Genomic DNA, 24749 nt, shown 5'->3' on the forward strand with positions numbered 1-24749 from the left:
CCCCCCCCCCCCCCCCCCCCCCCCCCCCCCCCCCCCCCCCCCCCCCCCCGCCCCCCCCCCCCCCCCCCCCCCCCCCCCCCCCCCCCCCCCCCCCCCCCCCCCGGGGGGGCGCCCCCCCCGCACGCGACTCCCCTCCCCAACACACAAACCCGCCCACCCCGACCCAAGAGCGCGCCCCGCACGAACGGGCCGACCCGGCACAAGACCACGCCCCGCGTGAACGGGAGCCAACCCGGCACAAGAGCACGCCCCGCGCGAACGGGGCCGACCCGGCATAGGAGTGCGTCTCGCGCGAACGGGGCCGACCCGGCACAAGAGCACGCCCCGAGCGAGGAGGGCCAGCCCGCACGCGAGCGCGGCCCGCGCGAACGGGGCCGACCCGGTACGGGAGCGCGGCCCGTGCGAGGAGGGCCGAGCGGTACGGGAGCGCGTTTCGTGCGAAACGGAGGAGGCTCGGCCGCGCGGCCCGGGCCCTCGGGGGCCCGCACGGTCCCAGGAGGACAGGACCGCGCGCGGACCGTCGGGGCCTCGCGGGGGGAGGGCGCTTCCCCGGAGGCCGGGCGGTACGGGAGCGCGTTTCGTGCGAAACGGAGGAGGCTCGGCCGCGTGGCCCGGGCCCTCGGGGGCCCGCGAGGTCCCAGGAGGGCAGGACCGCGCGCGGACCGTTGGGGCCTCGCGGGGGGAGGGCGCTTTCCCGGAGGGCCGCGAGCCGCCAGGCGAGCGGGCCGGAGGAATAGGGGTTCTTGCGGAGGCCGGCCGGTACGGGAGCGCGTTTCGTGCGGAACGGAGGAGGTTCGGCCGCGTGGCCCGGGCCCTCGGGGGCCCGGGCGGTCCCGGGAGGACAGGACCGCGAGCGGACCGTTGGGGCCTCAGGGGGGAGGGCGCTTCCCCGGAGGCCGAGCGGTACGGGAGCGCGTTTCGTGCGAAACGGAGGAGGCTCGGCCGCGTGGCCCGGGCTTTTGGGGGCCCGCGCGGTCCCAGGAGGGCAGGACCGCGCGCGGACCGTCGGGGCCTCGCGAGGGGAGGGCGCTTCCCCGGAGGCCCGCGAGCCGCCAGGCGAGCGGGCCGGAGGAACAGGGGTTCTTGCGGAGGCCGAGCGGTACGGGAGCGTGTTTCGTGCGAAACGGAGGAGGTTCGGCCGCGTGGCCCGGGGCCTCGGGGGCCCGGGCGGTCTCGGGAGGGCAGGAGCCGCGCGCGGACCGTCGGGGCCTCGCGGGGGGAGGGCGCTTCCCCGGAGGCCCGCGAGCCGCTAGGCGAGCGGGCCGGAGGAATAGGGGTTCTTGCGGAGGCCGGCCGGTACGGGAGCGTGTTTCGTGCGAAACGGAGGAGGTTCGGCCGCGTGGCCCGGGTCCTCGGGGGCCCGGGCGGTCTCGGGAGGGCAGGAGCCGCGCGCGGACCGTTGGGGCCTCGGGGGGGAGGGCGCTTTTCCGGAGGGCCGCGAGCCGCTAGGCGAGCGGGCCGGAGGAATAGGGGTTCTTGCGGGGGGCGACTGGCGTGGGGCTTTGTGGGATTGGGGGTTGGGTGGGGGGTTGGGGGGAATTCTGGTGGAGGGGGGTTGATGTTTGCGTTTCTGACTGGGCTTGGGCTTGCCGGGGCGGCGGGGCTGAACGCCTACATACCGATTCTCGTGGTGGGGGTGCTCGCCAGGTACGGGGATGTGGTGGTGCTGCCCGAGTCGTTCGCGTGGATGGCGAACGGGTGGGCGCTGACGGCGCTCGCGGTGCTGCTCGTCGCGGAGATCGTGCTGGACAAGGTGCCGGTGGTCGACAGCGTCAACGACGCGGTGATGACGTTCGTGCGGCCCGCGGCGGGCGGGGCGGTGATGGCGGCGAGCACCGCCGCCGAGCGGTTGGACGCGAGCCTCGGGACCGGGGCGAAGGTGCTGATGGACCAGTCGTGGGTCGGCTGGGTCCTGGGGATCGGGATGGCGCTGACCGTACACGGGGCCAAGAGCACGGTCCGGCCCGTCGCGAACGCCGGGACGCTGGGGACCGCCGCGCCCGTGCTCAGCACCACCGAGGACGTGTTCTCACTCGGCCTGAGCTTCGTAGCGATCCTCGCCCCGGTCGTCGGGATCATCCTGGTCCTACTGCTGCTGGCCGTCGCGGTCCGGCTCGTCCTGCGGGCGAAGCGGCGACGGGACAAGCTGGGCCGGAGTTGGTCGGTGCGGTTCGCCCGGAAAGGGTCGTCCGATTCCGGGGGCGGCGATTAACCCTTCGGAAGGGCCGACCCGGCGAAGCGCCTGGTAGGGCGGCCGCGGGTAGAAGGATTGTTCTTCGGCGCAGGAGATGTCAGAACTTTTTCCGGAGATTTCCCCCCGCGCACGCCGTCGTATTGCCACACTTTCCACCGTTCTGAGTAACCGATGGGCAACCGAGGGCGAAGGCGAAGGCGTGGGAGTGGTCCTGAGCGACGAGGAGACCCCGGCCGCGACGCGCGGCAGGATCTACGCGGCGGTGATCGAGGCGTTCCGGGCCGACCCGGACCTCACCCACGAGGCGGTCGCCGAGCGGGCCGGGACATCGCTGCCCGCGCTCCGGCTGCGCTGGCCCGCGATCTCCGAACTGCTCCTGGAAGCCCTCGTGGAGGGCTGCTTCCCCACCCCGCGCGACCCCGGCGACCTCGGCCTGCGCGACGAGCTCGTCACGTTCGTCTCCTCGCTCGTGCGCGAACAGGCCCTGCACGGCGACCTCGTCGCCGCCCTCGCCGCCCGGCTGCCGGTCGACCCCGACCTCAACCGGGCCTACCGGCGGCTGGTGATCATGCCGCGCAACGAGGTCGCCAAGCGCATCCTCGGCCGGGCCGTGCTGCGCGGCGAGGTCGACCCCGACGTCGACGTCGACCTCGTCTTCTCGGCCGTGCCCGCCTACCTCGGCTACCGGACCGTGCTGCTCGACCCGATCAGCGACCCGGGGGCCGCCGAGCGGCTCACCGACCGGCTGCTGCTGCCGCTGCTCAGGAAATGCCGGCCTCTTTGAGGTCGCGCACCTCGCGCTTCAGCTCCTTGATCTCGTCGCGCAGCCGGGCCGCGACCTCGAACTGGAGATCGGCCGCGGCGGTGTGCATCTGGTCGGTCAGCGAGGCGATCAGGCCCTCGAGCTCCTCACGCGGCCGGTCAGTGACGAGCTCGGCGGTGTGCCTGCCGACCTCGGACCTGCTGCCGAAGCCCGGCACGGGCGCCTTGCCGCGCGACTGGGCCCGGCCGGAGCCGCCCATCATCATCGCGGTGTCCTCGTCCTCGCGGACGATGGAGTCGAGGATGTCGGCGATCTTCTTGCGCAGCGCGGTCGGCTCGATGCCGTGCTCGGCGTTGTAAGCCTCCTGCTTGGCGCGCCGCCGGTTGGTCTCGTCTATCGCCCGTTCCATCGACGGGGTGATCTTGTCGGCGTACATGTGGACCTCGCCCGAGACGTTGCGGGCGGCGCGGCCGATCGTCTGGATCAGCGACGTCTCCGACCTCAGGAAGCCCTCCTTGTCGGCGTCCAGGATGGACACCAGGGACACCTCGGGCAGGTCGAGGCCCTCGCGGAGCAGGTTGATGCCGACCAGGACGTCGAACTCGCCCTGGCGCAGCTCGCGCAGCAGCTCGATCCGGCGCAGGGTGTCGACCTCGCTGTGCAGGTACCTGACGCGGACGCCGAGCTCGAGCAGGTAGTCGGTGAGGTCCTCGGCCATCTTCTTGGTGAGCGTGGTCACCAGGACGCGCTCGTCGCGCTCGGTGCGCACCCTGATCTCGTGGACGAGGTCGTCTATCTGGCCCTTGGTGGGCTTGACGACGATCTCGGGGTCCACCAGGCCGGTCGGGCGGATCACCTGCTCGACCACGTCGCCCTTGACCCTGCCCAGCTCATACGGGCCGGGAGTGGCCGACAGGTAGACGGTCTGGCCGATCCGCTCGAGGAACTCCTCCCACTTGAGCGGCCGGTTGTCCAGCGCCGACGGCAGCCGGAAGCCGTGGTCGACCAGCTGACGCTTGCGTGAGGCGTCGCCCTCGTACATCGCGCCGATCTGCGGGATCGTCTGGTGCGACTCGTCCACGACGAGCAGGAAGTCGTCGGGGAAGAAGTCGAGCAGGGTGTGCGGGGGCGAGCCCGCTTCGCGGCCGTCCATGTGCCGGGAGTAGTTCTCGATGCCCGAGCATGAGCCGATCTGGCGGAGCATCTCGAGGTCGTAGGTGGTGCGCATGCGCAGCCGCTGGGCCTCGAGGAGCTTGCCCTGGCCCTCGAGGACGGCGAGGCGCTCGCCCAGCTCGGCCTCGATCCCGACGATCGCCTTGGCCATCCGCTCCTCGCCCGCGCCGTAGTGGGTGGCGGGCAGGATGTGCAGCTCCTCGTGCTCCTCGATCACCTCGCCGGTGAGCGGATGCAGGGTGGACAGCTTGTCGATCTCGTCGCCGAACATCTCGACCCGGACGGCGAGCTCCTGGTACTGCGGGATCACCTCGATGGTGTCGCCGCGCACCCGGAACGTGCCGCGGGTGAAGGCGAGGTCGTTGCGGGCGTACTGGATGTCGACGAGGCGGCGCAGCAGCTTGTCGCGCTCGATCTCCTCGCCGACCCGCAGCTTGATCATCTGGTTGACGTACTCCTCGGGCGCGCCGAGGCCGTAGATGCACGAGACCGACGCGACGACCACCACGTCACGCCTGGTCACCAGCGAGGACGTGGCCGAGTGCCGCAGCCGCTCGACCTCGTCGTTGATCGAGGAGTCCTTCTCGATGTAGGTGTCGGTCTGCGGGACGTATGCCTCGGGCTGGTAGTAGTCGTAGTACGAGACGAAGTACTCGACCGCGTTGCCGGGCAGCATCTCGCGCAGCTCGTTGGCGAACTGGGCGGCGATCGTCTTGTTCGGCAGCATGACGAGCGTCGGTCGCTGCACCTGCTCGATCAGCCAGGCCACCGTCGCGGTCTTGCCGGTGCCGGTGGCCCCCAGCAGCACCGAGTCCTTCTCGCCCGCCTCGACCCGCTCGGCCAGCGCGGCGATCGCCCCCGGCTGGTCGCCCGACGGCGTCATCTCGGTGACGACCTCGAACGGCTTGCGAATACGCTGCGAGTCAAGCTCGCGCTGAAGATCCATTTCGCGCCGCACGGCCCACCTCCCTGTGTCCCTCCCACCGTACGACCCCCCACCGACAGAATCCGCCCCCCGCAAAAACCCAGCGCTGCCCCTCCGGCCCCGGGGGCCTACGGGGCAGCGCGATGGGCCCTCCCCCGCCTTGCGGAGCTGCCGCCCTGCGGGCCAAGGGCCTCACGGCCAGCGCGAAGGCGCCCTCCCCGCCTCGCGGGTGCCGCCCTGCGGGCCGCGCACCCCCGGGATGCCCTCCCGACCGTCGGGGTGCCCACCCCTGGGCCAACGGCCAGCGCGGAGGGGCCCTTCCCGCCTCCCAAGGGTGCTGCCCTGTGGGCCGTGTGCCCTCCGGGGTCACCGCGTGGGCGGAGCCGGTTGTTGGGTAGGGGGAAGGGGACCGGGGCCGCGTGGGCGGGCCGGTCCCCTTCGGGTGGGTGGGTCAGCGGCGGTCGGGTCGGGCGCCGGGGTCGATGGGCGTGTCGCGGCGGGTGGTGTCGGCGGAGCCCTCGCGGGAGCCGACGTGGCGGCCGACGCCGTCCTCGAAGCGCTCGACCTCGATGCGCTCGCGGCGGATCTCGTCGCGCATGATCCGCTCCTCGGGGACCTGCTTGACGTTCAGGCGCACCCGCTCGACCGCGTGGGTCTCCTTGACGGCGAACGCCCGCTGGCCCCGCAGGACGATCTCGACGGTGTCCTCGCCGATCTGCTCCGCGCCGGGCGTCTGGGACTCGGTGACCGGCACCCGCTCGAGGTCGAACTCCTCGTGGACGAGCCTGACCCGCTCCTCCACGGGCACGACGTCCACGTACTTGTGCAGCCTGACCCGGCCGAGCTCGACCTGTTCGGTGCGGAAGTGGATGCGCTCCTCGCACCGGGTGAGGGACAGTTCCTCGGGCCGGTGCGCCTCGAAGTCGCGGGTGCGCGCCGACTCGCGGCCGAGGTCGCGCGCGGACTCGCGGCTCCCCGGGGCCCCCATCGCGCCGGGCGAACCTGTCGTGCCGGACGTCAGGTTCGACGCGGTCGTCTCGCTCCGGCTGTCCTTGCGGCCCGCGGCCCCCGCCGCGCCCGCGGCCCCCGCGGCGGCGGCGCTGGTGGCCTTGCCGGACGCGGCGGTCGGCGTCGTGGTCGTCGTGCCGAGGCCGTAGTAGGTGCGCAGCCGCGCCTCCTGCTCGGGCGTGATGTGCCGGTCGACGGCGAGTTCCGGCGAGTCCTTGACCTTGTTCTTGTCGTAGGGCACGACGAGGTCGCGCCCGGACAGGGAGCTGCCCGCCAGCGGCACGAACCTGTCCTTGCCGCCGAGCATCCCGCCCATCCGCAGGCGGGCCCATTCCTGGTTGCCGGTGACGTCGTCGAAGAAGATCTGTTCGACGGTGCCGAGCTCGTCGCCGCCGGGCCCGGTCATCCGGGCGCCGAGCAGTTTTTTGATGTCCATCGGTGTGCTCATGGTGTCTGCTCCGAAATCGCTGGATCGGGAACTGGCGGTCAGCGAGCCTTGACCGTCGTCCAGTCGGTGCCGCCGTTCTGGCGGAGACGCACCTCCCTGAGAGTCGTCCTGGCCGGGATCTGGAAGACGTAGGACCCCTGGACCGTCTGCCCCGGGCCGATGGCCGTCTCTAGCGCGCGGCCGCCGTCGAGCATCTGGCCGATCTTGCGCCTGCCCGGGTGCGCGTCGTTGGGCCCGGTGTAGCCGCGCTGGTATCCGGCCGTGGCCGAGCAGGGCCGTCCGCCGTCGTTCTTGATCGTGGTGTTCACCACCGCGTACGCCTGGCCCTGCGGCGCGGTCATCGACGCGCCGGTCCGCGAGTCGCGGATCGCGCCGACGGGCGGGGCGAACGTGGTCCCGGTGAACACGAGGCGGCACGCGGTCGTGCCCGTCGTGGCGACGGGCGCGGCCGGGACGGTGACGGTCTGGTCGGCGGCGGTGACCGTGACCGTCGGGGTCGTCCGCACGACGGGTTCGCGCGACATGTTCGCGATGCCGAGCCCGCCGAGCATGAGGCCGGCGGCCGGCACGAGCAGCCACGCGGGGTTGAAGTCCTTGCCCGACCTGCTGCGCTCGGTGCCGGTGGCCCCCGAGTCGACCCGCGCGGTGCCCAGCGGCTCACGCCGTCCCCGCCTGTCGGGCGGCAGGGTCCCGTACGCGCCGGAGTCCTCGGGCTGCGTGCCGTCGCCCGGTCCGCCGACCGTGCCGAACGCGCCGGACTCCTCGGGCGGCGTGCCCTCGCCCGGGGGCGTCTCCCGGCCGGGCTCTTCGCGTCCCGTGCCGCCGCTCCCGTCCCGCTCGTCGCCCGCCATGTGGCTCCCCCGCTGCTCGGTGTGGTCTTCCTCGACCGCTAGACCGCTCATTCCCCCCAGAAAGGACAGGCCCCGCCGCGCGGCCATTCTTTGGGGAATTCTTGAGGCTGTCGCCGACCGCGCTTTTCTGTTTACGATGAGCGCGTTTCTGTTTACGATGACCGGGCCGCCCACAGGTACGGGGATCGCATTGGCACGGCTGGCTGTATGGCTCGTCAAGAACGCGGACGGCGCGATCGCGCTGCTCGTGGCGGTGGTCGTCGCCGTCATCGGGCTCACCGACGACCCCGATCCGCAACTGGTGTCCGGCGCGACGCTGCTGGTGCTCGGCCTGGTGTCGGCCGGGATTCTGCGCGACCGCTACCGGCGCGGGCCCGTCGAGGAGGAGGTCCGCGACTCGCTGCGGACCCTTGCGGTGCTGCCGGAGCGGCTCGAGCGGATCGAGGAGTTCGAGCAGCTGGTGCGCCGCTCCCGCCTGGCGCTCGACGAGTCCTCGGCCGTGCAGGTGCTGGGCGGCGCCGAGGTCGCCCCGGCGCTCGCGGCGGCCCGCGCGGGCACCGACCGCTGGACGTTCAAGGGCGGCACCGGCACCTACATCCGGGCCGTGACGCTGCCCGGCCTTGTCGCGGCCGCGCGGCGCGACGGGCGGACCCTGCTCGTCCGGCTGGAGATCATCGACCCGTCCGACGGCGACGTCTGCGACACCTACGCCAGGTTCCGCCGCGCGGGCGCGGATTCCACCGCCCAGGCCGAGCCGTGGACCCTTGAGCGCACCCGCAAGGAGTCGTATGCGACGATCCTGGCGGTCTGCTGGTACACCGAGCGGTTCCGGCTGCTGGAAGTGGTGATCGGCCTCTCCCGGACGATGACGACGTTCCGCTGGGACCTGTCGGCGTCGTCGGTGATCATCACGCGCGAGGAGCCCACCGGGCCCGCGCTCAAGATCGACAAGGGCAAGTTCTACTACGACTGGTGCGCCGCCGAGCTCCTCAACAGCCTCGACCAGGCAAGGCGCGTCCCGCTTGAGCAGGCCCGCGCCGCGCCCCTGTCGGACGAGCCGACGATCGAGGAGGTCCGGCGGCTGTTCCAGGCGCTGGGCCTGGCGCTGCCCAGGTCGTTCACCGACCGCGACGTCATGGACATCGCCCGCCGCGCGCTGCGCGCCGCCAACCCCTACCCCGACGGCCCAGATCCCGACCCCGACGGCCACGAGCTCACCCGACGAGACCGCTGACCATGCGCTACGCGGACCTGCACCGGCTGTGCGCGACGGGTTCGGCCCCCGAGGTCGGCCAGGTGACGAGCTGGGCGGGCCGCACGCTCGCCGACGCGTCGGCGGGCCGGATCGAGGGCGTCCTTCACCCGCTGGGGTTCCTGTGCCTGCCGGTCGAGCGGCATGCGGGCACCGGCGTCTGCCTGCACCTGTGGTCGCCGGAGCTGCCGCCCGCGCCGACCACGACGTCGCTGTGGCACTGCCACAGCTGGGAGCTGCTGAGCCTGCTGCTGTACGGCACCCTGCACAACACCCTGGCGTCCCTCGCCGAAGGCCCCGACCTGCGGGTGTTCCGGGTGGTCAGCGCGCCCGACGGCGACACCCTGCACGCGACGGACCGGACGGTCAGGGCCGAGCCGTCGCAGGGCCGCACTTTCACGCGCGGCGAGGTCTACCGGCTGCCCGCCGGGAGCTTCCACCGCACCGACGTGACGGGCGAGACCGCGACGGTCGCGCTCGGCGCGGACCGGGCGGGCGGGCACGACATGTCGCTGGGCCCGCCGGGCCTGCGCTCGCACCGGGTGCGCCGCCGGCGCGGCGACCCACGGCAGACGGCGCGGCTCGCGCGGCGGGCCGCCGACCTCCTTCAGGCGAACGGAGCACACCCATGATCGACCTTGCGCGGGCGCACGCGGTGGCGGTCGAGGCGGCCGAGGCGGCGGGCGCGGTGCTCGCGCCGGGCGCGCGGTTCGCCGTGTCGGCCAAGGGCGGCGCTGGCGACCTGGTGACCGACCTCGACGTCCGCTCCGAGCGGATCATCATCGACCGGCTCGCCGCCGCCTTCCCCGGGCACGCGGTGCTCGCCGAGGAGTCCGGCAGGACGCCGGGCGAGGGCGCGCTGTGGGTGATCGACCCGCTCGACGGCACCCACAACATGACGATCGGGCTGCCCGCCTACTCGGTCGGGGTGGCGCTGTGCCTCGACGGGGCCCCGGCCGTGGGGGTCGTGCACGATCCCGTCACGGGGCAGACGTGGTCGGCGGTGCGCGGCGGCGGGCCGCTCGGTCCTGGCGGGCGGCCGCTGCCGCCGCCCGAGCCGTCGCCGCGCCGGGGGCTGATCGTGTCCTACGTCGTCGGCTATCCGGTGAGCAGAGACGACCCGACGGCCATGGCCCATCTGTACGTGCTCAACCGCGGGTGCAGCAGGGTGCTCCAGCTGTGGTCGCCGCAGCTGACCTGGATCATGCTGGCGCGCGGGCTGATCGACGCCGTCATCGCCTACCGGGCCGGGCCCGTCGACCTTCCGGCGGGCGCGCTCATCGCCACCGAGGCGGGGGCGCGGATCACCACGCTCGACGGCGCGCCCTTCCCGATCCACGTGGACGCGCCCGAGCACACCTTCGTCGCGGCGCGTCCGGAGACGGCTGCGACCCTGCTGCCGCTGCTCGCCTCCGCCGACGGCCTCCGCATGCCCGAGCCCGCGGGCGGCGTCACAGGGCGTTGAGGAACCGCGCGGCGACGGGCGCGGCGGCCTCGGCCCCGGTCCCGCCGTCCTCCACGATGACGGAGAACGCCACGTCGCCCTTGTAGCCGACGAACCAGGCGTGGGTGGGCGGGTTCTCGCCCGAGCCGTACTCGGCGGTGCCGGTCTTGCCCGCGCTGCCCGCGGGGAACGCGACGGCGTGCGCGGTCCCCTCGGTGACGACGGCGGGCATCAGGACGCGCAGCGCGCGCCGCACGCCCGGGTCGAGCGGGTGGTCAGGCTCTGCCTTCTTGCCGCCCGCGTCCAGCGCCTCGCTGACGAGGTCGGCGGGGACGAGCCGGGGCGAGCGCCACGTGCCGTCGGCGGCGGCGGCCGCTACCGACGCCATGTTGAGCGGGCTGGTCAGCACCTCGCCCTGGCCGAACGCGGCGGCGGCGAGCGCGGTGTCGTCCTTGACGGCCGGGAACGCCGCGCGGACCGACGGCAGGCCGCTGATGACGGGGGCGTTGAAGCCGAACTGGGCGGCGACCTGCGCGAGGCGGTCCTTGCCGAGTTCGGACACCGCGAGGGAGGCGAACGTGGTGTTGCACGAGTGGGCGAACGCGTCGCGGAAGGGGACGCTGCCGAGCTTCTCGTAACCGGCGTTCTTGAAGGTGCGGCCGCCGATCGTGGTGGTCGCCGGGCACTTCACCGTGTCCTTGACGCCCGTGCCGCCGGCGACGAGGGCGGCGGCCGTCACGATCTTGAAGGTGGAGCCGGGAGGGTACTGGCCCATCAGCGCGCGGTTGTAGCCGCCCGGCTTGTTGGCGACGGCGAGGATCTCCCCGGTCGACGGCCGCACCACCACGATCGAGGCGTTCTTCTTCACCGGGGTCAGCGCCTCGCCCGCCGCGCGCTGGACGCGGGGGTCGATCGTGGTCTCCAGCGGCTCGCCCTCGGTGCCGTCGAAACTGGCCAGGGTCTTCACCGCCTTGTCGTCGGCGTCCACGATCTTGACGTCCGTGCCGGGCGTTCCGGCGAGCCTGCGGTCGTACTGCCGGTTGAGCCCGTCCTGGCCGACGGGGTCGCCCTCACGGTAGGGCGCGCCGAACTCCTGCGCCTGCTTGCCGGTGGCCGCGCCGACGGGACCGATCAGCTGCTGTACCGAGCCCGAGGAGCTGAGGCGCAGGTCCGAGCCGTTGGCGGCGGTGATCGCGGCCCTGTCGGGGTAGGCGCGCACTGCGGTGAGGCGCTGGCCGTCCTTGAGGTCGGGGTGCAGGACGTCGGGGGCCCAGCTGACCTTCCAGTCGCCGTCGACCTTGGCGAGGCCGAAGGAGCCGTCGTACTTCCAGCGCTGGCCCTCCCCCAGGGTCAGCTCGGCCTGGTAGCGGGCGAGGACGTCGTCGCGGTCGACGACCCGGACTATCCGGACGGTCTGGGCGGTGACGCCGAGATCCGTCCAGGTTTTGCCCAGGGAGGCGGGGAGGTCGGCGGGGTCGCCCTCGGCGAGCGCGGCCATCGCCGGGGCGTCCTGGCGCTGCCAGGCGGCCGCGAACCGCGCCGCGACGGTCTCCGGCCCGTCGCCCCGGTTGAGGGCCCACAGGCCGGCTCCGGCCGCCGCGAGGACCGTCGGTACCGCCACCAGCACCACCGTCTTACGCCGCATGAACGTTTCTCCTTCCCCCGGGTGAGCCCAACCAGGACAGCAGAAGATCCCGAGTATGTCCAAGATGGCTATAGATCACATATTCATAGGTAAAGCGATATAGTTCCCGCTCATGAACCTCGTGGGGCATCTCGAGTGCTTCGTGGTGGTCGCCGAGGAACTGCACTTCGGCCGGGCCGCCGCCCGGCTCGGCATGGCACAGCCGCCGCTCAGCCAGCGCATCCAGCGGCTGGAACGCGAGCTCGGCACCCGGCTGTTCGACAGGTCGAGCCGCCGCGTCGCGCTCACCGAGCCCGGCAGGGTGCTCCTTGACGACGCCCGCGACCTCCTGGCCAGGGTCGAGCGTATCCGCGGCCTCGCCGCGCGCGCGGGCGAGCGCGCGGTCCTGCGCGCGGGCATCCCCGAGGACCTCGACGGACGCGTCGTGGCCGCCCTCATCGGCGCGTACCGTGACGTCCGCCCTGATCTCCCCCTCGACCTGCGTCCCGCGCCCACTGCCGACCACCTGCGCGCGCTTAACGAAGGTCTCCTTGACATCGCCGTACTGCGCCACCCTTGCGACACCGCACGCCTGTCCCTGGGGCCGATGCTCGGGCAGCCCCTGGGGGTCCTGCTCCCCGACGGGTCCCCGCTGGCCGCCTCCCCGGCGCTGTTCCTCGCCGACCTGCACGGGCACGACCTCGTCGTGGAGGGCGGGTCCGCCGCGCGCGAGGACCTGCTCGCGTCATGCGCGCGGCACGGGTTCGCGCCCGAGACCGTGCACGACTCGCCGCACCCCCAGTTCACGCTCGGCCTCGTGCTGGCCGGGACCGCGCTCGCGCTCGTCCCGCGCGCCCGCGCGCTGCCCGGCACGGCGTGGCGGCCGCTGACCGGCGACCCGCTGCTGTGGCGGACGTCGTGCGCGTGGCGGGAGGGCGTCCCGCCGGAAGGGCCGCTCGCGGACCTCGTTGACGTCACCACGCGCGTGCTGCGCGCGGAGGCCGCGATGACGCCCGTCGCGCAGCGCGTGGTGCCGCGCCCGTCGTCAGGGTTCCTGGCGTGACCGCGGCGATCGAGGCGGAGTTCCGCGAGGCCGGCGTGCGCGGCTGGCTGCACGCGCTCGACCTCGACTCCGGCGCGCAGCTCGGGGTCGGGGCCGAGGAGCCGGTGGTGCTCGCGTCGGTGTTCAAGGTGCCGCTGCTCGTCGCGTTCTTCCGGCGCGCGGCGGCCGGGGCGCTCGACCCGCGCGAGCAGGTGACGCTGCCGCCCGCCTCCCGCATCGCCGGGCCGACCGGCACGTCGGTGCTGCTCGACGACGTGCGGATGTCGCTGCGCGACCTCGCCTGCCTGATGATCACGGTCAGCGACAACACGGCCGCCGAAGCGGTGCTCGACCGGGTCGGCCTGCCCGCGGTCAACCGCGCGCTTGCCGAGCTCGGCCTCACCCGCACCCGGGTCGTCGCGGGGGCGCGCGAGCTGCACGCCTCGATGCTCGCCGACGCGGGCGTCGCCGACGCCGCCGACCTGTGGGCGCGGATCGGCGAGCCGGGCATGACCGCGCGGCTGTCCGCGCTCGACCCGGCCCGCGCCACCCGCGGCACCCCGCGCGACATGACTGCGCTGCTCGCCGCGATCTGGCGCGACGAGGCAGCCCCGCCCGAGTCCTGCGCGCTCATGCGCCGGATGCTCGGCCTCCAGGTGTGGCCGCACCGCCTCGCCTCCGGCTTCCCCTACGACGACGTCCTCGTCAGCGGCAAGACCGGCACCCTGCCGACCCTGCGCAACGAGATCGGCGTCGTGGAGTACCCCGACGGCGGCCGCTACGCCGTCGCCGTCTTCACCCGCTCCCGCAGCACCGCCGCCACCCTCCCCCGCGCCGACGCCGTCATCGGCACCACCGCCCGCCTCGCCATCCACTCCCTCCGCACCCACACGGGCTGACCCCGTCAGGGCGGGGGCTACGGCGGGGCGTTAGAGGAGGACCAGGGCGAGCACGCAGGCGGACAGGGCGGGGAGGGGGCGCTAGAGGAGGACCAGGGCGAGGACCGAGGCGGGCAGGGCGATCGCGGCGACGAGCGCGCCGTGCGCGGCGAAGCGGCCGATCGGGACCGCGAGGTCGAAGCGGCGGCACCACTCGAACCACAGGAGGGTCGCCAGCGAGGCCCAGGGGGTGATCAGGGGACCCACATTGGTCCCGATGAGCAGCGCGAGCAACTGGTCGTCATTGCCGAGGGGTACGGCACTTTCTCCCGCGGTGTAAGCGGGCAGGTTGTTAATGGCGTTGGACAGGCCAGCACCGACTGCCGCCGCGCGCAGCGCGCCGCCGAGGCCGTCGTCGGCGCCGATCAGCGCGGTCATGACGGCGTCGAGCCCGTACTCGACGAGGACCGGCACCACGAGGAACAGCCCCGTGACGAACACGAGAAGCTGCCAGGGCACCAGGGCGGGACGCAGCGCCGAGGGGTCGCGCCACAGGAACACCGCGGCGAGCGCGAGCGCCGCCCCGCCCGCCGCCCACTCGACGTGCACGCCAGCGAGCACCGCGACCACGAAACCCAGGCAGGCCGCGGCGGCCGCGCCGCACAGGAGCCTGTCCCGGACTGCCTCGGGCTCGGGCGGCGTGTAGGACTCCGCGCCGCGCGCCCCGCGCCGCCAGTACAGCGCCCACAGCGCGGCCATCGTGACCGCGATCGCGACGAGCTGGGCGGCCCACATCCGGGCCGCGAAGTCGCGCGGCGCGAGCGCGACCCGGTCGGCGGCGAGCAGGTTCGTCAGGTTGGAGACCGGCAGCAGCAGGCTCGCGGTGTTGGCGAGCCAGACCGTCGTCATCGCCAGCGGCAGCGCGGCGATTCCGGAACGCGCGGCCAGCGCGAGCATGACCGGCGTGAGCAGGACCGCCGTCGTGTCGAGGTTGAGGAAGATCGTGGTGAGCGAGGCGAAAGCCGTGCACAACAGGAAAAGCGCCCAGTAAACGCCGCGTCCGGCGATCGCGATCCGCGCGGCGACGACGTCGAAGAACTGCGCGGTCTTGGTCAGCTCCACGAGCACGATCACCGCGACGAGGAACACCAGCAGCGGCGCGATCCTGCGCAGGTTCTCTTCCGCGAGCTCCGACGGCAGGATTCCGGTGACGACGAAGCCGATCCCGGCCGCGAGCAGCCCGAAGCGGATCAGGTCGAGGACGGCGACACGGCCGACAAGGCTGCGGACGCTCATGATGCGACGACGGCCCTCCCTGTGCTGCCCCGCTGCCCCGTCATGATCCCTTGAAGGACCGCGTAACTCAACGGCGGAAATCTCCCCCGGGCCCGATTCCGCCTCCCACCTCACAAAAGTCCGTCCGAAAAGGCGGAATATGCCCGGGGGAACAGGGCCGGAGAGCTGATCGGGGATTCTCAACGCCGCGTGATCCCGTGATACTGACGGGATGACGGGGCAGCGGACTGACGTCTTCGTTTCCTATTCGCCCGCCGACGAGCGCTGGGCCGCGTGGATCGCCTGGGAGCTGGAGGCCGCGGGGTACCGGACGATGATGCAGGCGTGGGACTTCGTCCCGGGCAGCAACTTCATCGACTTCATGGACCGCGGCGTCAGCGAGGCGCGCGTCGTCGTCGCCGTCCTGTCGCGCAACTACCTGCGCTCGCGTTACGGGCGGATGGAGTGGCAGGCGGCGATCCGCGCCTCGCCGGACGACCCGTCGGCCAAGCTCATCACGGTCCGGCTCGAGGACTGCGAGCTCGAAGGGCTGCTCGCGACCATCACCTACGTCGACCTCGTGGGCGTCCCCGACGAGGAGACCGCGCGCGACCTGCTGCTGACGCGGGTGCGCGAGGCAGTCGAGGGGCGCGCCAAGCCCGCCGAGCGGCCCGCGTCGCCGTTCGCGCCGGTGCCCGCCGAGCCGCTGCCGACGGGCGGCAGGCCCGCAAGGCGCTCGCCCTCGGCGCAGCCCGCCTACCCGTCGGGGATCGCCGACGCCGCCGCCGGGCCGGAGCGGGTGACGATCCTCCAGCTCGCCGGGCCGCGCTTCGGGCGGACCCTCGCCGCCGAGCCGTTCGACGCCGCCGAACTCCAGGAACGCGTCGCGGCCGACCTCGCCGAGCTGCGCGCGCGGCCCGACCTCGTGGTGATCACCGGCGACCTCACCGAGTCCGGCAGCCGCCGCGAGTGCGCCGAGGCCGCCACGTTCCTCACCGGCCTGCGCGCCCTGCTCGGCCTCGAGCCGAACCGGATCGTCGTCGTGCCCGGCGTCCGCGACGTCACCAAGGCGGCCTCGCGCTCGTACTTCGAGCTGTGCGACGCCGACGACGTCGCGCCCCAGCCCCCGTACTGGCCCAAGTGGCGGCACTTCGCGGGCCTGTTCGCCGAGCTGTACCGGGGGCTCGACGGCGTCGTGTTCGACAGCGCGCAGCCGTGGACCCTGTTCACCGTGCCCGAGCTGCGCCTCGCCGTCGCGGGCCTGAACTCCACGATGGCGGTCAGCCACCGCGCGGGCGACGACCACGGCCAGATCGGCCACGCCCAGGCCGCCTGGTTCGCCGAACGGCTGCGCGGCCTCGGCGACGGCTGGCTGCGCGTCGGCGTCGTCGCGCACAGCCCCGACCCCGCCTCCCCCGGCCGCGCCCGCGACGCCGACCTCCTCGGCAGGCTCGTCGTGCCCGCGCTCGACCTCGTGCTGCACGGCGGCGCGGACGTCCCCGGCGAGCTGCCGTCCGGCGCGCCCGCGTTCCCCTCCCCCACCCACGGCCGCCTCCAGGTCCTCACCCTCGACGCCTCCGGCATCACCGTGGCGCGGCTCGGCGCGGAACCCGTCAGGATCGAGCGGCCCGGCCTGGTCCGGCGCGAGCCGCCGCCGCCCGCAGTGCCCGCGCCGCGCAGGTCGTCCGACGAGCTGCCGGGCCCCGCCGACGTGCTGCTCGACCAGATCATCGAGGCGTGCGAGACCCGGTTCCCGGGCGCGCGCGTCCGCAGGGTCGCGGGCGAGCCGCCGCACCTGCTGGTGACCCGGATGGAGGACGGCTTCGTCCGGCAGTTCCGGATCGGCGCGCATCCCGGGACCGTCGGCGAGGAGGAGGTCGCGGCGTTCCTGCGGCACGTCCACGCGGGCGGTGACGCACACGGCTCTGAACTCGTCTACCTCGGCGACCCGCCTTCGCGTGCGCTGCGCGAGGACGCCCTACGCCGCGGCGTACGGCTGCGCAGCCTCACCGAGTTCCAAGGGCTGCTCGACCTGTCGGCTTACGTCGCCGGGCAGACCGCGCGCCTGGAGTCCGATCCCCTCTACCCGCCCGACCTGTACGTCCCGCAGCGGTTCCGCGAGCTCGACGGCGGCGACACCACGGCCATTCGTGACGGGCTCGTGGAAGAGATGCTGCACATGCTCGGCGGCGACCACGGGAGGTTCCTGCTGCTGCTCGGCGACTTCGGCAGGGGCAAGACGTTCGCGCTGCGCGAGGTCGCCAGACGCATCCCGGCCGAGCTGCCGTCGCTCATCCCGATCCTCATCGAGCTGCGCGCGCTGGACAAGGCGCAGTCCGTCGAGGCGCTGGTCGCCGCGCACCTCGCCGCGCACGGCGAGGAGCTGATCGACCTGCGCGCGTTCCGTTACATGCTGCGGCAGGGCAGGATCGTGCTGCTCTTCGACGGGTTCGACGAGCTCGTCACCCGCGTCACCTACGACAGGGCGGCCGACCACCTGGAGACCCTGCTCGCGGCCGCCGAGGGCGACGCCAAGATCGTCGTCGCCTCGCGGACCCAGCACTTCAAGTCGCACGCCCAGGTGTTCACCGCGCTGGGCGAGCGCGTCGGGACCGTGCCGAACCGGCGGGTGTGGGGCGTCGAGTCGTTCACCCCGGCACAGATCAGGGCGTTCCTGGTCAACCGGTACCGCGACGAGGCGGCCGCCGACCGTCGGATGGCGCTGCTGCGCGGCGTCGAGGAGCTGCTCGGCCTCGCCCAGAACCCGCGCATGCTCGGGTTCATCGCCGACCTTCCCGAGGAGCGGCTCAGGCTCGTCGCGCAGGCCCGCCGCACGGTCAGCGCCGCGCACCTCTACCAGGAGATCCTCACCTCATGGCTGGCGCACGAGGAACGCCGGATGCGCGGCATCCCCGGCTCCCCCGACGGCCTGTCGCTCGCCGACCTGTGGCTCGCCGCGGGGACCCTCGCGCTGCGGCTGTGGGAGACCGGCGAGGCGCACCTTCGCCTCGACGAGCTCAGCGAGGTCGCCGAGACGCTGACCGGCCTCGCCGACGCCGACATGTCGCCCGGCCAGACCACCCACGCGGTCGGCGCGGGCGGCCTGCTCGTGCGCACCGACGAAGGACTGTTCGGGTTCATCCACAGCTCGGTCCCCGAGTGGCTCGTCGCGCGCCGCATCGCCGACGACCTCGCCGACGGGCTCGACCCCGCGCCGCTCGGCCGCCGCGCCCTGTCCCAGCTCACCGTCGACTTCCTGTGCGACCTCGCCGACCCGTCGGCGTGCCGCCGCTGGACGGCCGCCGTGCTCGCCGATCCCGGCGCGGGCGACGTGCAGCGGGGCAACGCCGTCAAGATCTCCACGCGGCTGCGTACGCCCGCGCGCACGGATCTGCGTGGAGCGAACCTGCAAGGCGAGGACCTGTCTTACCGGGACCTGTCGGAGGTCGACCTCACCGGGGCGGATCTGACCGACGCCCATCTGGTCGGGGCGGACCTCACGCGGGCCGTGCTGCGCGGCGCGACCCTGGCGGGGGCGCGGCTTGACGACGCCCGGTTGACCGGGGCCGACCTCACCGGCGCGGATCTCAGCCGGGCGCGGCTCGTCGGGACCGACCTGCGCGACGCCGTCGTCAGCGGCGGGACCTGGACCAGGGCCGCGCTCATCGGCACCCGGGGCGGCGCGGCCGAGCGGGTCGGGCGGCGCGGCGCGGCGGTCGTGCCGGGCGACCCGGTCGAGGCGCAGTTCGCGCCCGCCGCGATGGGCGTGCCGTTCGGGTTCCACTTCCAGAACAGCCGCCTGCCCGCGCCCGTCTCCTACAGCCCGGACGGCTCGACCGTCGCGTTCGGGGTCGAGGACGGGGCCGTCCTGCTGTGCGACTCGCGGACCGGCCTCCCTCTGCGCACCTTGCGCGGGCACCGGGACCGCGCGTACGCGGTCGTCCACGCGGGCGACGACCTCCTCGTCACCGGCGCGGCGGACGGGACGCTGCGGCTGTGGGACACCGCGACGGGCAGGGAACGCCGCCGCATCGACGTCCACCCCGAGGGGGTGTGGCCGGTCGTCGCCGACGGCCGCAGGCTCGCGGCGGGGGCCGCCGACGGCGTCGTCAGACTGTGGGACCTCACCGTGGAGGACGAGCCCTATCTGACGCTTCCCGGGCACGCCGCTCCCGTCTACACGTGCGCGTTCAGCCCCGACGGGGAGTGGATCGTCACCGGCGACAGCCAGGGGACCGTCCGCGTATGGACCGCGCAAGGCGAACCCGCGCACCGGCTCGAAGGAGAAGGGCCCGTCTACCGGCTGCTGTTCACCGACGAAGGACAGCTCGCCACCTGCGACGCCGTCGGGAAGGTCCGCCTGTGGGACCTGCCTTCCGGGGCCGTCCTCAGGGAGTTCACCGGGCACACCGGACGCGTCTACGCCCTGTGCAGCCGTGGTTCCCTGCTCGTCTCCGGGGACACCGACGGCGGCGTACGCGTCTGGGACCTCTCCGGCCGCAACCCGTCGCGCTCCCTGGGCGGGCACACCGGGGCCATCTACAACGCGCTGCTCGACCCGTCCGGGGAGCTGCTGGCGACGTCCGACAGCGACGGCGCGGTCCTGCTGTGGGACGTCGCCGGGGCCGAAGGGCTGTGGCCCGCCTCGTTCGGCAGGCGCGCCCGCGCGCTGAGCGGCCACCGCGGCGCGGTCTGGCCGCCCGCCTTCCGCCGCGACGGCGCACAGCTGGCCACCGTCTCCAACGACGGGACCGCGCGGCTGTGGGACACCGCGACCGGCGCGTGCCGCCACACCCTGCGCGGCCACGGACGCCGCATCACCACAGTGGCGTTCAGCCCGGACGGCTCGCTCCTTGCCACCGCCGGAAACGACGGCGTCGTCCGGCTCTGGGACCCTTCGACCGGCGCCCCCGCGGGCTCGCCGCTCACCGGCGAGGCCGACCGGCTCACCTCCGTGGTGTTCAGCCCCGACGGCCAGCGGATCGGCACCGCGACCAACGACGGCGGCGTCCAGCTCCGCCAGGCCTCCACCGGCGCGTTCGAGCGCGAGCTGTCGGTCGGCACCGACCACGTGTGGGCGCAGGCGTTCAGCCCGACCGGCGACATCCTCGCCACCGCCAACGACGACGACACGGTGCGGCTCTGGTACCACACCACCGGACGCGAGGTCGGCAACCTCGCCGCCCACCGGGGCCGGGTCCGGTGCATCGACTTCTCCCCCGACGGCGCGCGCGTCGCCACAGGCTGCGACGACAGGCAGGTCCGCATCTGGGACACCGCCACCGGCACGCTCCTGCACACGCTCGAAGGGCACGGCGACCGCGTCTACCAGGTCGCGTACGACCCGTCGGGGAGCATCCTTGCCAGCGCGAGCAACGACGGGACCGCGCGGCTGTGGAACACCGCGACCGGCGCGACCCTGCGCTGCGTGCGCGGCCACACCGGACGGCTGTGGACCGTCGCCTTCTCCCCGGACGGCCGCACCCTCGCCACGGCCGGCGACGACCTCGTCATCCGGCTGTGGGACGCCGCCACCGGCGAGCCCGTCGCCACGCTGGCCGGACACACCCGGCGCGTGTGGTCCGTCGCGTTCTCCCCGGACGGAGGGCTCCTGGCCAGTGGGGGCGACGACGGCACGGTCATCCTGTGGGCGCTCGGGGCCGATCCCGCGCAGGCCGAACGGCGCTGCACCCTGCTCGGGCTCGCCGAAGGGTGGGCGGTCGTCACGCCGGACGGGCGGTACAAGCACAGCGGGGCCGTCACCGGGCAGTTCTGGTGGTCGGTCGGGCTGTGCAGGTTCGAGCCCGGTGAGATGGACGAAAGGCTGCCGTCAGTGCGGCGGCTGCCTGTCGAGGAACCGCTATGAGCTGGTTCGCCGGATTGTCCGGGCAAGGCTGACGCGCGTTCACGGGGAAGGTGTGGCGGGGGCGGCGCACGTGTCCTACGGTGGTCGTCGCCCGCCGTGCCCGGCGGGCGACCGCTCCCCGTGGAGGATCGCCCATGCCCCGCCTCGGCGTCGTGCTGGCCGCCGCCGTCTCCGTGCCCCTGGCGCTCCCGGCGGTCCCCGCCGCGGCCGCGCCCGCCGAGCCCGTCGAGAAGGCGCGCTCCGGCGACGTCACGGTCATCGCGCACCGCGGGGCGTCGGCTTACGCGCCGGAGAACACCGTCGCGGCGATCCGCGAGGCGGGCCGCAGGGGCGCGGACATGATCGAGATCGACGTCCGGCAGACCAAGGACGGCAAGGTCGTCGTCATGCACGACGCGACCCTCACCCGCACCACCGACGCGCGCCGCAAGTTCCCCAAGCGCAAGTCGTGGAAGGTGCGCGACCTCACCCTCGCCCAGATCCGCAAGCTCGACGCCGGGTCATGGTACGGGCGCGCGTTCAAGGGCCAGAAGGTGCCGACGCTCGCCGAGGCGCTGAAGGCCGTCAAGGCGGCCGGTGACGGCGTCGTGATCGAGCTGAAGCAGCCCGAGCTGTACCCGGGCATGACGGCCAAGGTCGTCGCGGCGCTCAAGGCCGACCCGTACTGGCTCAAGGACGGCCGCGCGCTCGTGCAGAGCTTCACCTGGTCGGCGGTCCGCGACGTCAACGACCGGGTCCCGCAGGCGATCAGGACCGGCGTGCTCGGCCGCCCGAACTTCGCCGAGATGCTGCGCGCCCGCTTCTACGCCGACGTCCTGCACATCCCGCGCGGCTCGGCCGGCGCGGCCTACGTCGCCCAGGCGCACAACGCCATGTACCGCGTCTACGCCTACACCGCCAACGACGCCGCCACCGCGCGCCGCCTCATGGACTCCGGCGTCGACGGCATCACCACCGACCGCCCCGACGTCCTGCGCGCCCTCCTGGACGCCTGACCGCGTCCTACAGGGTCGCCCAGAGTTCGTCCACGCGGGCGTGCAGGTCTTCGAGGGTGCCCGAGTTGTCGATGACGTGGTCGGCGATGGCGCGGCGCTGTTCGCGGGTGGCCTGGGCGGCGATGCGGGCGCGGGCGGCCTCCTCGGTCATGCCGCGCCGCTGCGTCAGCCGCTCGATCTGGAGCTCCTCGGGGACGTCGACCACGATGACGACGTCGTACAGGGGCTTCAGGCCGTTCTCGGCGAGCAGCGGGACGTCGTAGACGACGACCGCGTCGTCCGGCGCTGCCTCAAGGAGCTCCTGGCCGCGCGCGCCGATCAGCGGGTGGGTGATCGCGTTCAGCGCCTTCAGCTTGGCCGCGTCGGCGAACACGATCGCGCCCAGCGCCTCGCGGTCGAGCGCGCCGTCGGGCAGCAGGACGCCGTCGCCGAACTCCGCGACGATCGCCGCGAGGCCCGGCGTGCCGGGCTCGACCACCTCGCGGGCCAGGGCGTCGGAGTCGATGAGCACCGCGCCGTGCTGCACGAGGCGGCGCGACACCTCGCTCTTGCCCATTCCGATGCCACCGGTCAGGCCGACGCGCAGTCGCGGCATGGTCTCCTCGTTTCCTTCGGGGCGGGTCACGCCGGCGTGACGGTCTCGGCGTGCTCGGACAGCGGCTTGCGCAGATGGACGTGGACGAGGTGGTCCGACACCCGCTCACGGCGGTACTCGACGTACCCGAGCCGCCGGTACAGCCGGAGGTTCCCCGCCGACAGGTGCCCGGTGAACAGCACGAGCGACGTCACAAGGCCGCGCATCTCGTCTTCGACCGCGCGCAGCAGGGCGGTGCCGATGCCCCTGCCCTGCATGTCGGGCGCGACCACGAGGCGGCTCACCAGGCAGGTGCGGCCCTGGACGGCGGTGCGGACCGCGCCGACCATCCTGCCGTCCTCGACCGCCTTCAGCACGACGGCGGCGGTGTCCAGCAGGGCGACGACCCGATCGAGCGGCTCGACCAGCGGGGCGATGAACGCGTCGCCGTACGCCTGCGCCTCGGTGACGTAGGCGGCGCGCTGGAGCGTCAGCAGCTCGCCCGCGTCCGCCGCCTCGGCCCTGCCGATCATCAGCCCACCTTCGCGGTGACGGCGATCAGGCCGCCGTCGTCGACCGACGTCTGGCCGAACACCACGTCGTCGGTGCCGAACACGTTCTGGGTGACGCCCTGCGCGAGCGTCCCCGGCGCGCGGCGCAGGCCCGCGGAGGTGAGGACGCTGATCTCCTCGGCGTCGGCGGCGGTGCCGAGGTCGCCGGTGACGATCGTGCGCGGCGCGCCGCTCCACGCCTTCACCAGCGCCGACATCTCCGCCGCGCGGGCGTCGTCCGCGTCGTCGCCGGGGGCCAGGCGGGTGGTCCAGACGTCGATGGTCCGGTCGCCCTCGCCGATCCGCGCCCACACGTAGCCGCGCACCTCGTCGCCGTTGAACACCCGTGCCGTGCCCGTCGACTTGACCGGGAGGGAGGTGAGGATCGCGTTGCCGTACTGGGAGTCGGCTGCCGGGCCCCACACCAGGGTCATCCCCAGGCGCTGCGACAGCCAGACGCCGAGGTCGGCGGTGCCCGAGGCGGTCGCGCCCCTGCCGACGTCCTGGAGCGTGACGACGTCGGCGTCACGGGCCTCCACGAGCGCGGCGATCCGTTCGGGGTCGAGCCTTCCGCCGTGCATCGCCTGGTCGATGTTGAGCGACACCACGCGCACCTCGTCGGCGATCGCGCCGGACGCGGGGACGGCCGCCGCCCTGCCGAACACGAACGGCGGGATGAGCAGCAGCAGACACGCCCCCAGGGCCGTCAGCGCGCGCTGGGGGGCGCGGGCGGGCAGCGGGCCGCCGCGCGCGGCCGCGATCGCCGCGAGCAGGCCGAGCAGGATGCCCGCGATGCCGCTCAGCGCGTTGTTGGGGAACGGCAGCGGGTGTTCGGGGTTCAGCGTGTACGGGACGAGGATCGCCACGAGCGCCAGGCCGCCGAGGGCCGCGCCGAGGTCCACCCGCCAGATCGGGCCGCCGGTCCCGGCGAGCCGCAGCGGCGCGCGGCACGCGACCGCGAGCAGCCAGGCCGCGAGGAGCTGGGCGGGCACGACCGCGATCACCACGACCTTGCCGTCGAGCGCGTAGGTCCCGGCGACCGCGCCCGCGCACACCCCGAGCAGGGTGCCGCCCAGGACGCCGACGCCGCCCGGCACCGCGCGCACCGCGAGGCCGGACGCCAGGAACGCCAGCGCGAGCGCGTGGCCCGCCCAGACGACGTAGCAGGCGGTGGTCAGCGACAGCCAGCCCGACGACGCCACGAACGCCGGATTCGACAGCACAAGGACCTGGAGGGCGATGAACGGGCCGAGCGCGGCCGCGCCGAGCGCGTCACGCCAGCTGATCCCGGGGAACGGGACGGCGGGCGAGGACATCTCCCTGGCCAGCGCCGCGATCCCGACGGCCACCACGACCAGGCAGACCGCCCAGGGGCCGATCCCGTCGCGCCACACCCCGTCCCAGGTGCCGAACAACATCCTGACGCTGGTGTCGAAGGCGAGCCCGGCCGTCGCGGCGATGGAGAAGCCGACGCCCGACAGGCCGCGTGAGCTCTCGTACAGGGCGGGCAGGGCCAGCAGCCCGAACGCGGTGCCGACCACCGCGAGGTTCAGCACCGGACCCGTCCCCTGCGCCACGACCCGCGTGAGCAGCAGCCCGCCGACGCCGATCACCACGAGCCAGCGCGGACCGCGCAGCGCCCGGATCGCCGGGGCGAGGAACGCCGCCGCGGCGGCGAGCAGCCCGAAACCGAGCGCGCCGCCGACGGACGTGTTGGAGAACGCGGGGAGGCTGTAGCGGAGCGTCTCGGCGAACACCGCGACGGTGACCGCGATCAGCGTCAGCCGCGCGACCCCCCGGGGAACGATCGAGGGCCCTGCCGGTGGTCCGGCAGGGCCCTCGAACTCGGTGCCTTTGTCAGTCGTGACCACCTGAAGATGGTAGCG

The 24749-nt window shown here is 73.8% G+C and carries 17 protein-coding genes; 9 read left to right on the top strand and 8 right to left on the bottom strand.

Annotation, left to right across the window (positions count from 1 at the left end; translation table 11 throughout):
* Positions 1–1558: 1558 nt before the first annotated feature.
* Both R9X44_RS24640 and R9X44_RS24645 read left to right on the top strand, forming a co-directional pair.
* On the top strand, positions 1559–2212 hold the full coding sequence (locus R9X44_RS24640) for a DUF4126 domain-containing protein (protein WP_319816638.1): 654 nt from the start codon (positions 1559–1561) through the stop codon (positions 2210–2212).
* 181 nt (positions 2213–2393) lie between these two features.
* Positions 2394–2978 carry a TetR-like C-terminal domain-containing protein gene (locus tag R9X44_RS24645; RefSeq protein ID WP_319816639.1) on the top strand — a complete coding sequence of 195 codons (585 nt, stop codon included), beginning with the start codon at positions 2394–2396 and terminating at the stop codon, positions 2976–2978.
* On the opposite strand, the gene uvrB is transcribed toward R9X44_RS24645, so the two are convergent.
* The 3 genes from uvrB to R9X44_RS24660 form a co-directional block, all read right to left on the bottom strand.
* Positions 2956–5076: an excinuclease ABC subunit UvrB gene (gene uvrB / locus R9X44_RS24650; RefSeq protein WP_319816910.1), complete on the bottom strand. Its 2121-nt coding sequence runs from the start codon at positions 5074–5076 to the stop codon at positions 2956–2958. The two genes, R9X44_RS24645 and uvrB, sit on opposite strands and share 23 nt — an antisense overlap.
* 430 nt (positions 5077–5506) lie before the next feature.
* Positions 5507–6511, bottom strand: coding sequence for a YsnF/AvaK domain-containing protein (locus R9X44_RS24655; protein ID WP_319816640.1), 1005 nt, complete (start codon positions 6509–6511; stop codon positions 5507–5509).
* Between the two features lie 38 nt (positions 6512–6549).
* Positions 6550–7413 carry a hypothetical protein gene (locus R9X44_RS24660; protein ID WP_319816641.1) on the bottom strand — a complete coding sequence of 288 codons (864 nt, stop codon included), beginning with the start codon at positions 7411–7413 and terminating at the stop codon, positions 6550–6552.
* 139 nt (positions 7414–7552) lie between these two features.
* On the opposite strand from R9X44_RS24660, the gene R9X44_RS24665 reads away from it, so the two are divergent.
* From R9X44_RS24665 to R9X44_RS24675, 3 genes are read left to right on the top strand one after another with little or no spacing between them, the layout of a single operon-like run.
* The gene (locus tag R9X44_RS24665; RefSeq protein ID WP_319816642.1) at positions 7553–8596 is read left to right on the top strand and encodes a hypothetical protein; all 1044 of its coding nucleotides are present in this window, start codon (positions 7553–7555) and stop codon (positions 8594–8596) included.
* Between the two features lie 2 nt (positions 8597–8598).
* Positions 8599–9246 (top strand): hypothetical protein, encoded by a 648-nt coding sequence (locus tag R9X44_RS24670; RefSeq protein ID WP_319816643.1) that lies wholly within the window; start codon positions 8599–8601, stop codon positions 9244–9246.
* Complete coding sequence (locus R9X44_RS24675) at positions 9243–10079, top strand: inositol monophosphatase (protein ID WP_319816644.1); 837 nt, start codon at positions 9243–9245, stop codon at positions 10077–10079. The genes R9X44_RS24670 and R9X44_RS24675 overlap by 4 nt, the downstream gene beginning before the upstream one ends.
* Here R9X44_RS24675 and R9X44_RS24680 read toward each other — a convergent pair.
* The gene (locus tag R9X44_RS24680) at positions 10066–11703 is read right to left on the bottom strand and encodes a penicillin-binding transpeptidase domain-containing protein (RefSeq protein WP_319816645.1); all 1638 of its coding nucleotides are present in this window, start codon (positions 11701–11703) and stop codon (positions 10066–10068) included. The two genes, R9X44_RS24675 and R9X44_RS24680, sit on opposite strands and share 14 nt — an antisense overlap.
* A gap of 112 nt (positions 11704–11815) precedes the next feature.
* On the opposite strand from R9X44_RS24680, the gene R9X44_RS24685 reads away from it, so the two are divergent.
* Positions 11816–12745 (top strand): LysR family transcriptional regulator, encoded by a 930-nt coding sequence (locus tag R9X44_RS24685; RefSeq protein ID WP_319816646.1) that lies wholly within the window; start codon positions 11816–11818, stop codon positions 12743–12745.
* The gene (locus tag R9X44_RS24690; RefSeq protein ID WP_319816647.1) at positions 12742–13623 is read left to right on the top strand and encodes a serine hydrolase; all 882 of its coding nucleotides are present in this window, start codon (positions 12742–12744) and stop codon (positions 13621–13623) included. The genes R9X44_RS24685 and R9X44_RS24690 overlap by 4 nt, the downstream gene beginning before the upstream one ends.
* Before the next feature lie 81 nt (positions 13624–13704).
* Here the strand turns inward: R9X44_RS24690 and R9X44_RS24695 are convergent, their stop codons facing one another.
* On the bottom strand, positions 13705–14898 hold the full coding sequence (locus R9X44_RS24695) for an SLC13 family permease (RefSeq protein WP_319816648.1): 1194 nt from the start codon (positions 14896–14898) through the stop codon (positions 13705–13707).
* 211 nt (positions 14899–15109) lie between these two features.
* Between R9X44_RS24695 and R9X44_RS24700 the strand changes: the two genes are divergently transcribed.
* Both R9X44_RS24700 and R9X44_RS24705 read left to right on the top strand, forming a co-directional pair.
* The gene (locus R9X44_RS24700; RefSeq protein WP_319816649.1) at positions 15110–20743 is read left to right on the top strand and encodes a TIR domain-containing protein; all 5634 of its coding nucleotides are present in this window, start codon (positions 15110–15112) and stop codon (positions 20741–20743) included.
* A 134-nt stretch (positions 20744–20877) separates the two neighbouring features.
* A complete protein-coding gene (locus tag R9X44_RS24705; RefSeq protein ID WP_319816650.1) occupies positions 20878–21738 on the top strand; it encodes a glycerophosphodiester phosphodiesterase in 861 nt (286 codons plus the stop codon).
* Between the two features lie 7 nt (positions 21739–21745).
* Here the strand turns inward: R9X44_RS24705 and coaE are convergent, their stop codons facing one another.
* Genes coaE through R9X44_RS24720 form a run of 3 tightly spaced genes read right to left on the bottom strand, consistent with a single transcriptional unit; the run spans position 21746 to position 24734 of the window.
* Entirely contained in the window at positions 21746–22333 is a 588-nt protein-coding gene (gene coaE / locus R9X44_RS24710; protein ID WP_319816651.1) for a dephospho-CoA kinase, read from the bottom strand.
* 26 nt (positions 22334–22359) lie between these two features.
* Complete coding sequence (locus tag R9X44_RS24715; protein ID WP_319816652.1) at positions 22360–22845, bottom strand: GNAT family N-acetyltransferase; 486 nt, start codon at positions 22843–22845, stop codon at positions 22360–22362.
* Positions 22845–24734 carry an endonuclease/exonuclease/phosphatase family protein gene (locus R9X44_RS24720; protein ID WP_319816653.1) on the bottom strand — a complete coding sequence of 630 codons (1890 nt, stop codon included), beginning with the start codon at positions 24732–24734 and terminating at the stop codon, positions 22845–22847. The genes R9X44_RS24715 and R9X44_RS24720 overlap by 1 nt, the downstream gene beginning before the upstream one ends.
* Between the last annotated feature and the right edge of the window lie 15 nt (positions 24735–24749).

This window comes from Actinocorallia sp. A-T 12471, assembly GCF_033875155.1.
In the GTDB taxonomy this organism is placed as follows: Bacteria; Actinomycetota; Actinomycetes; order Streptosporangiales; family Streptosporangiaceae; genus Actinocorallia.

Excerpts from the sequence above, each read along its gene's own strand:
- R9X44_RS24705 (WP_319816650.1), top strand. The coding sequence starts at position 20,878 with ATGCCCCGCCTCGGCGTCGTGCTGGCCGCCGCCGTCTCCGTGCCCCTG.
- R9X44_RS24675 (WP_319816644.1), top strand. The coding sequence starts at position 9,243 with ATGATCGACCTTGCGCGGGCGCACGCGGTGGCGGTCGAGGCGGCCGAG.
- R9X44_RS24680 (WP_319816645.1), bottom strand. The coding sequence starts at position 11,703 with ATGCGGCGTAAGACGGTGGTGCTGGTGGCGGTACCGACGGTCCTCGCG.
- R9X44_RS24640 (WP_319816638.1), top strand. The coding sequence starts at position 1,559 with ATGTTTGCGTTTCTGACTGGGCTTGGGCTTGCCGGGGCGGCGGGGCTG.
- R9X44_RS24695 (WP_319816648.1), bottom strand. The coding sequence starts at position 14,898 with ATGAGCGTCCGCAGCCTTGTCGGCCGTGTCGCCGTCCTCGACCTGATC.
- R9X44_RS24700 (WP_319816649.1), top strand. The coding sequence starts at position 15,110 with ATGACGGGGCAGCGGACTGACGTCTTCGTTTCCTATTCGCCCGCCGAC.
- R9X44_RS24715 (WP_319816652.1), bottom strand. The coding sequence starts at position 22,845 with ATGATCGGCAGGGCCGAGGCGGCGGACGCGGGCGAGCTGCTGACGCTC.
- coaE (WP_319816651.1), bottom strand. The coding sequence starts at position 22,333 with ATGCCGCGACTGCGCGTCGGCCTGACCGGTGGCATCGGAATGGGCAAG.
- R9X44_RS24655 (WP_319816640.1), bottom strand. The coding sequence starts at position 6,511 with ATGAGCACACCGATGGACATCAAAAAACTGCTCGGCGCCCGGATGACC.
- R9X44_RS24685 (WP_319816646.1), top strand. The coding sequence starts at position 11,816 with ATGAACCTCGTGGGGCATCTCGAGTGCTTCGTGGTGGTCGCCGAGGAA.
- R9X44_RS24660 (WP_319816641.1), bottom strand. The coding sequence starts at position 7,413 with ATGAGCGGTCTAGCGGTCGAGGAAGACCACACCGAGCAGCGGGGGAGC.
- uvrB (WP_319816910.1), bottom strand. The coding sequence starts at position 5,076 with ATGGATCTTCAGCGCGAGCTTGACTCGCAGCGTATTCGCAAGCCGTTC.
- R9X44_RS24670 (WP_319816643.1), top strand. The coding sequence starts at position 8,599 with ATGCGCTACGCGGACCTGCACCGGCTGTGCGCGACGGGTTCGGCCCCC.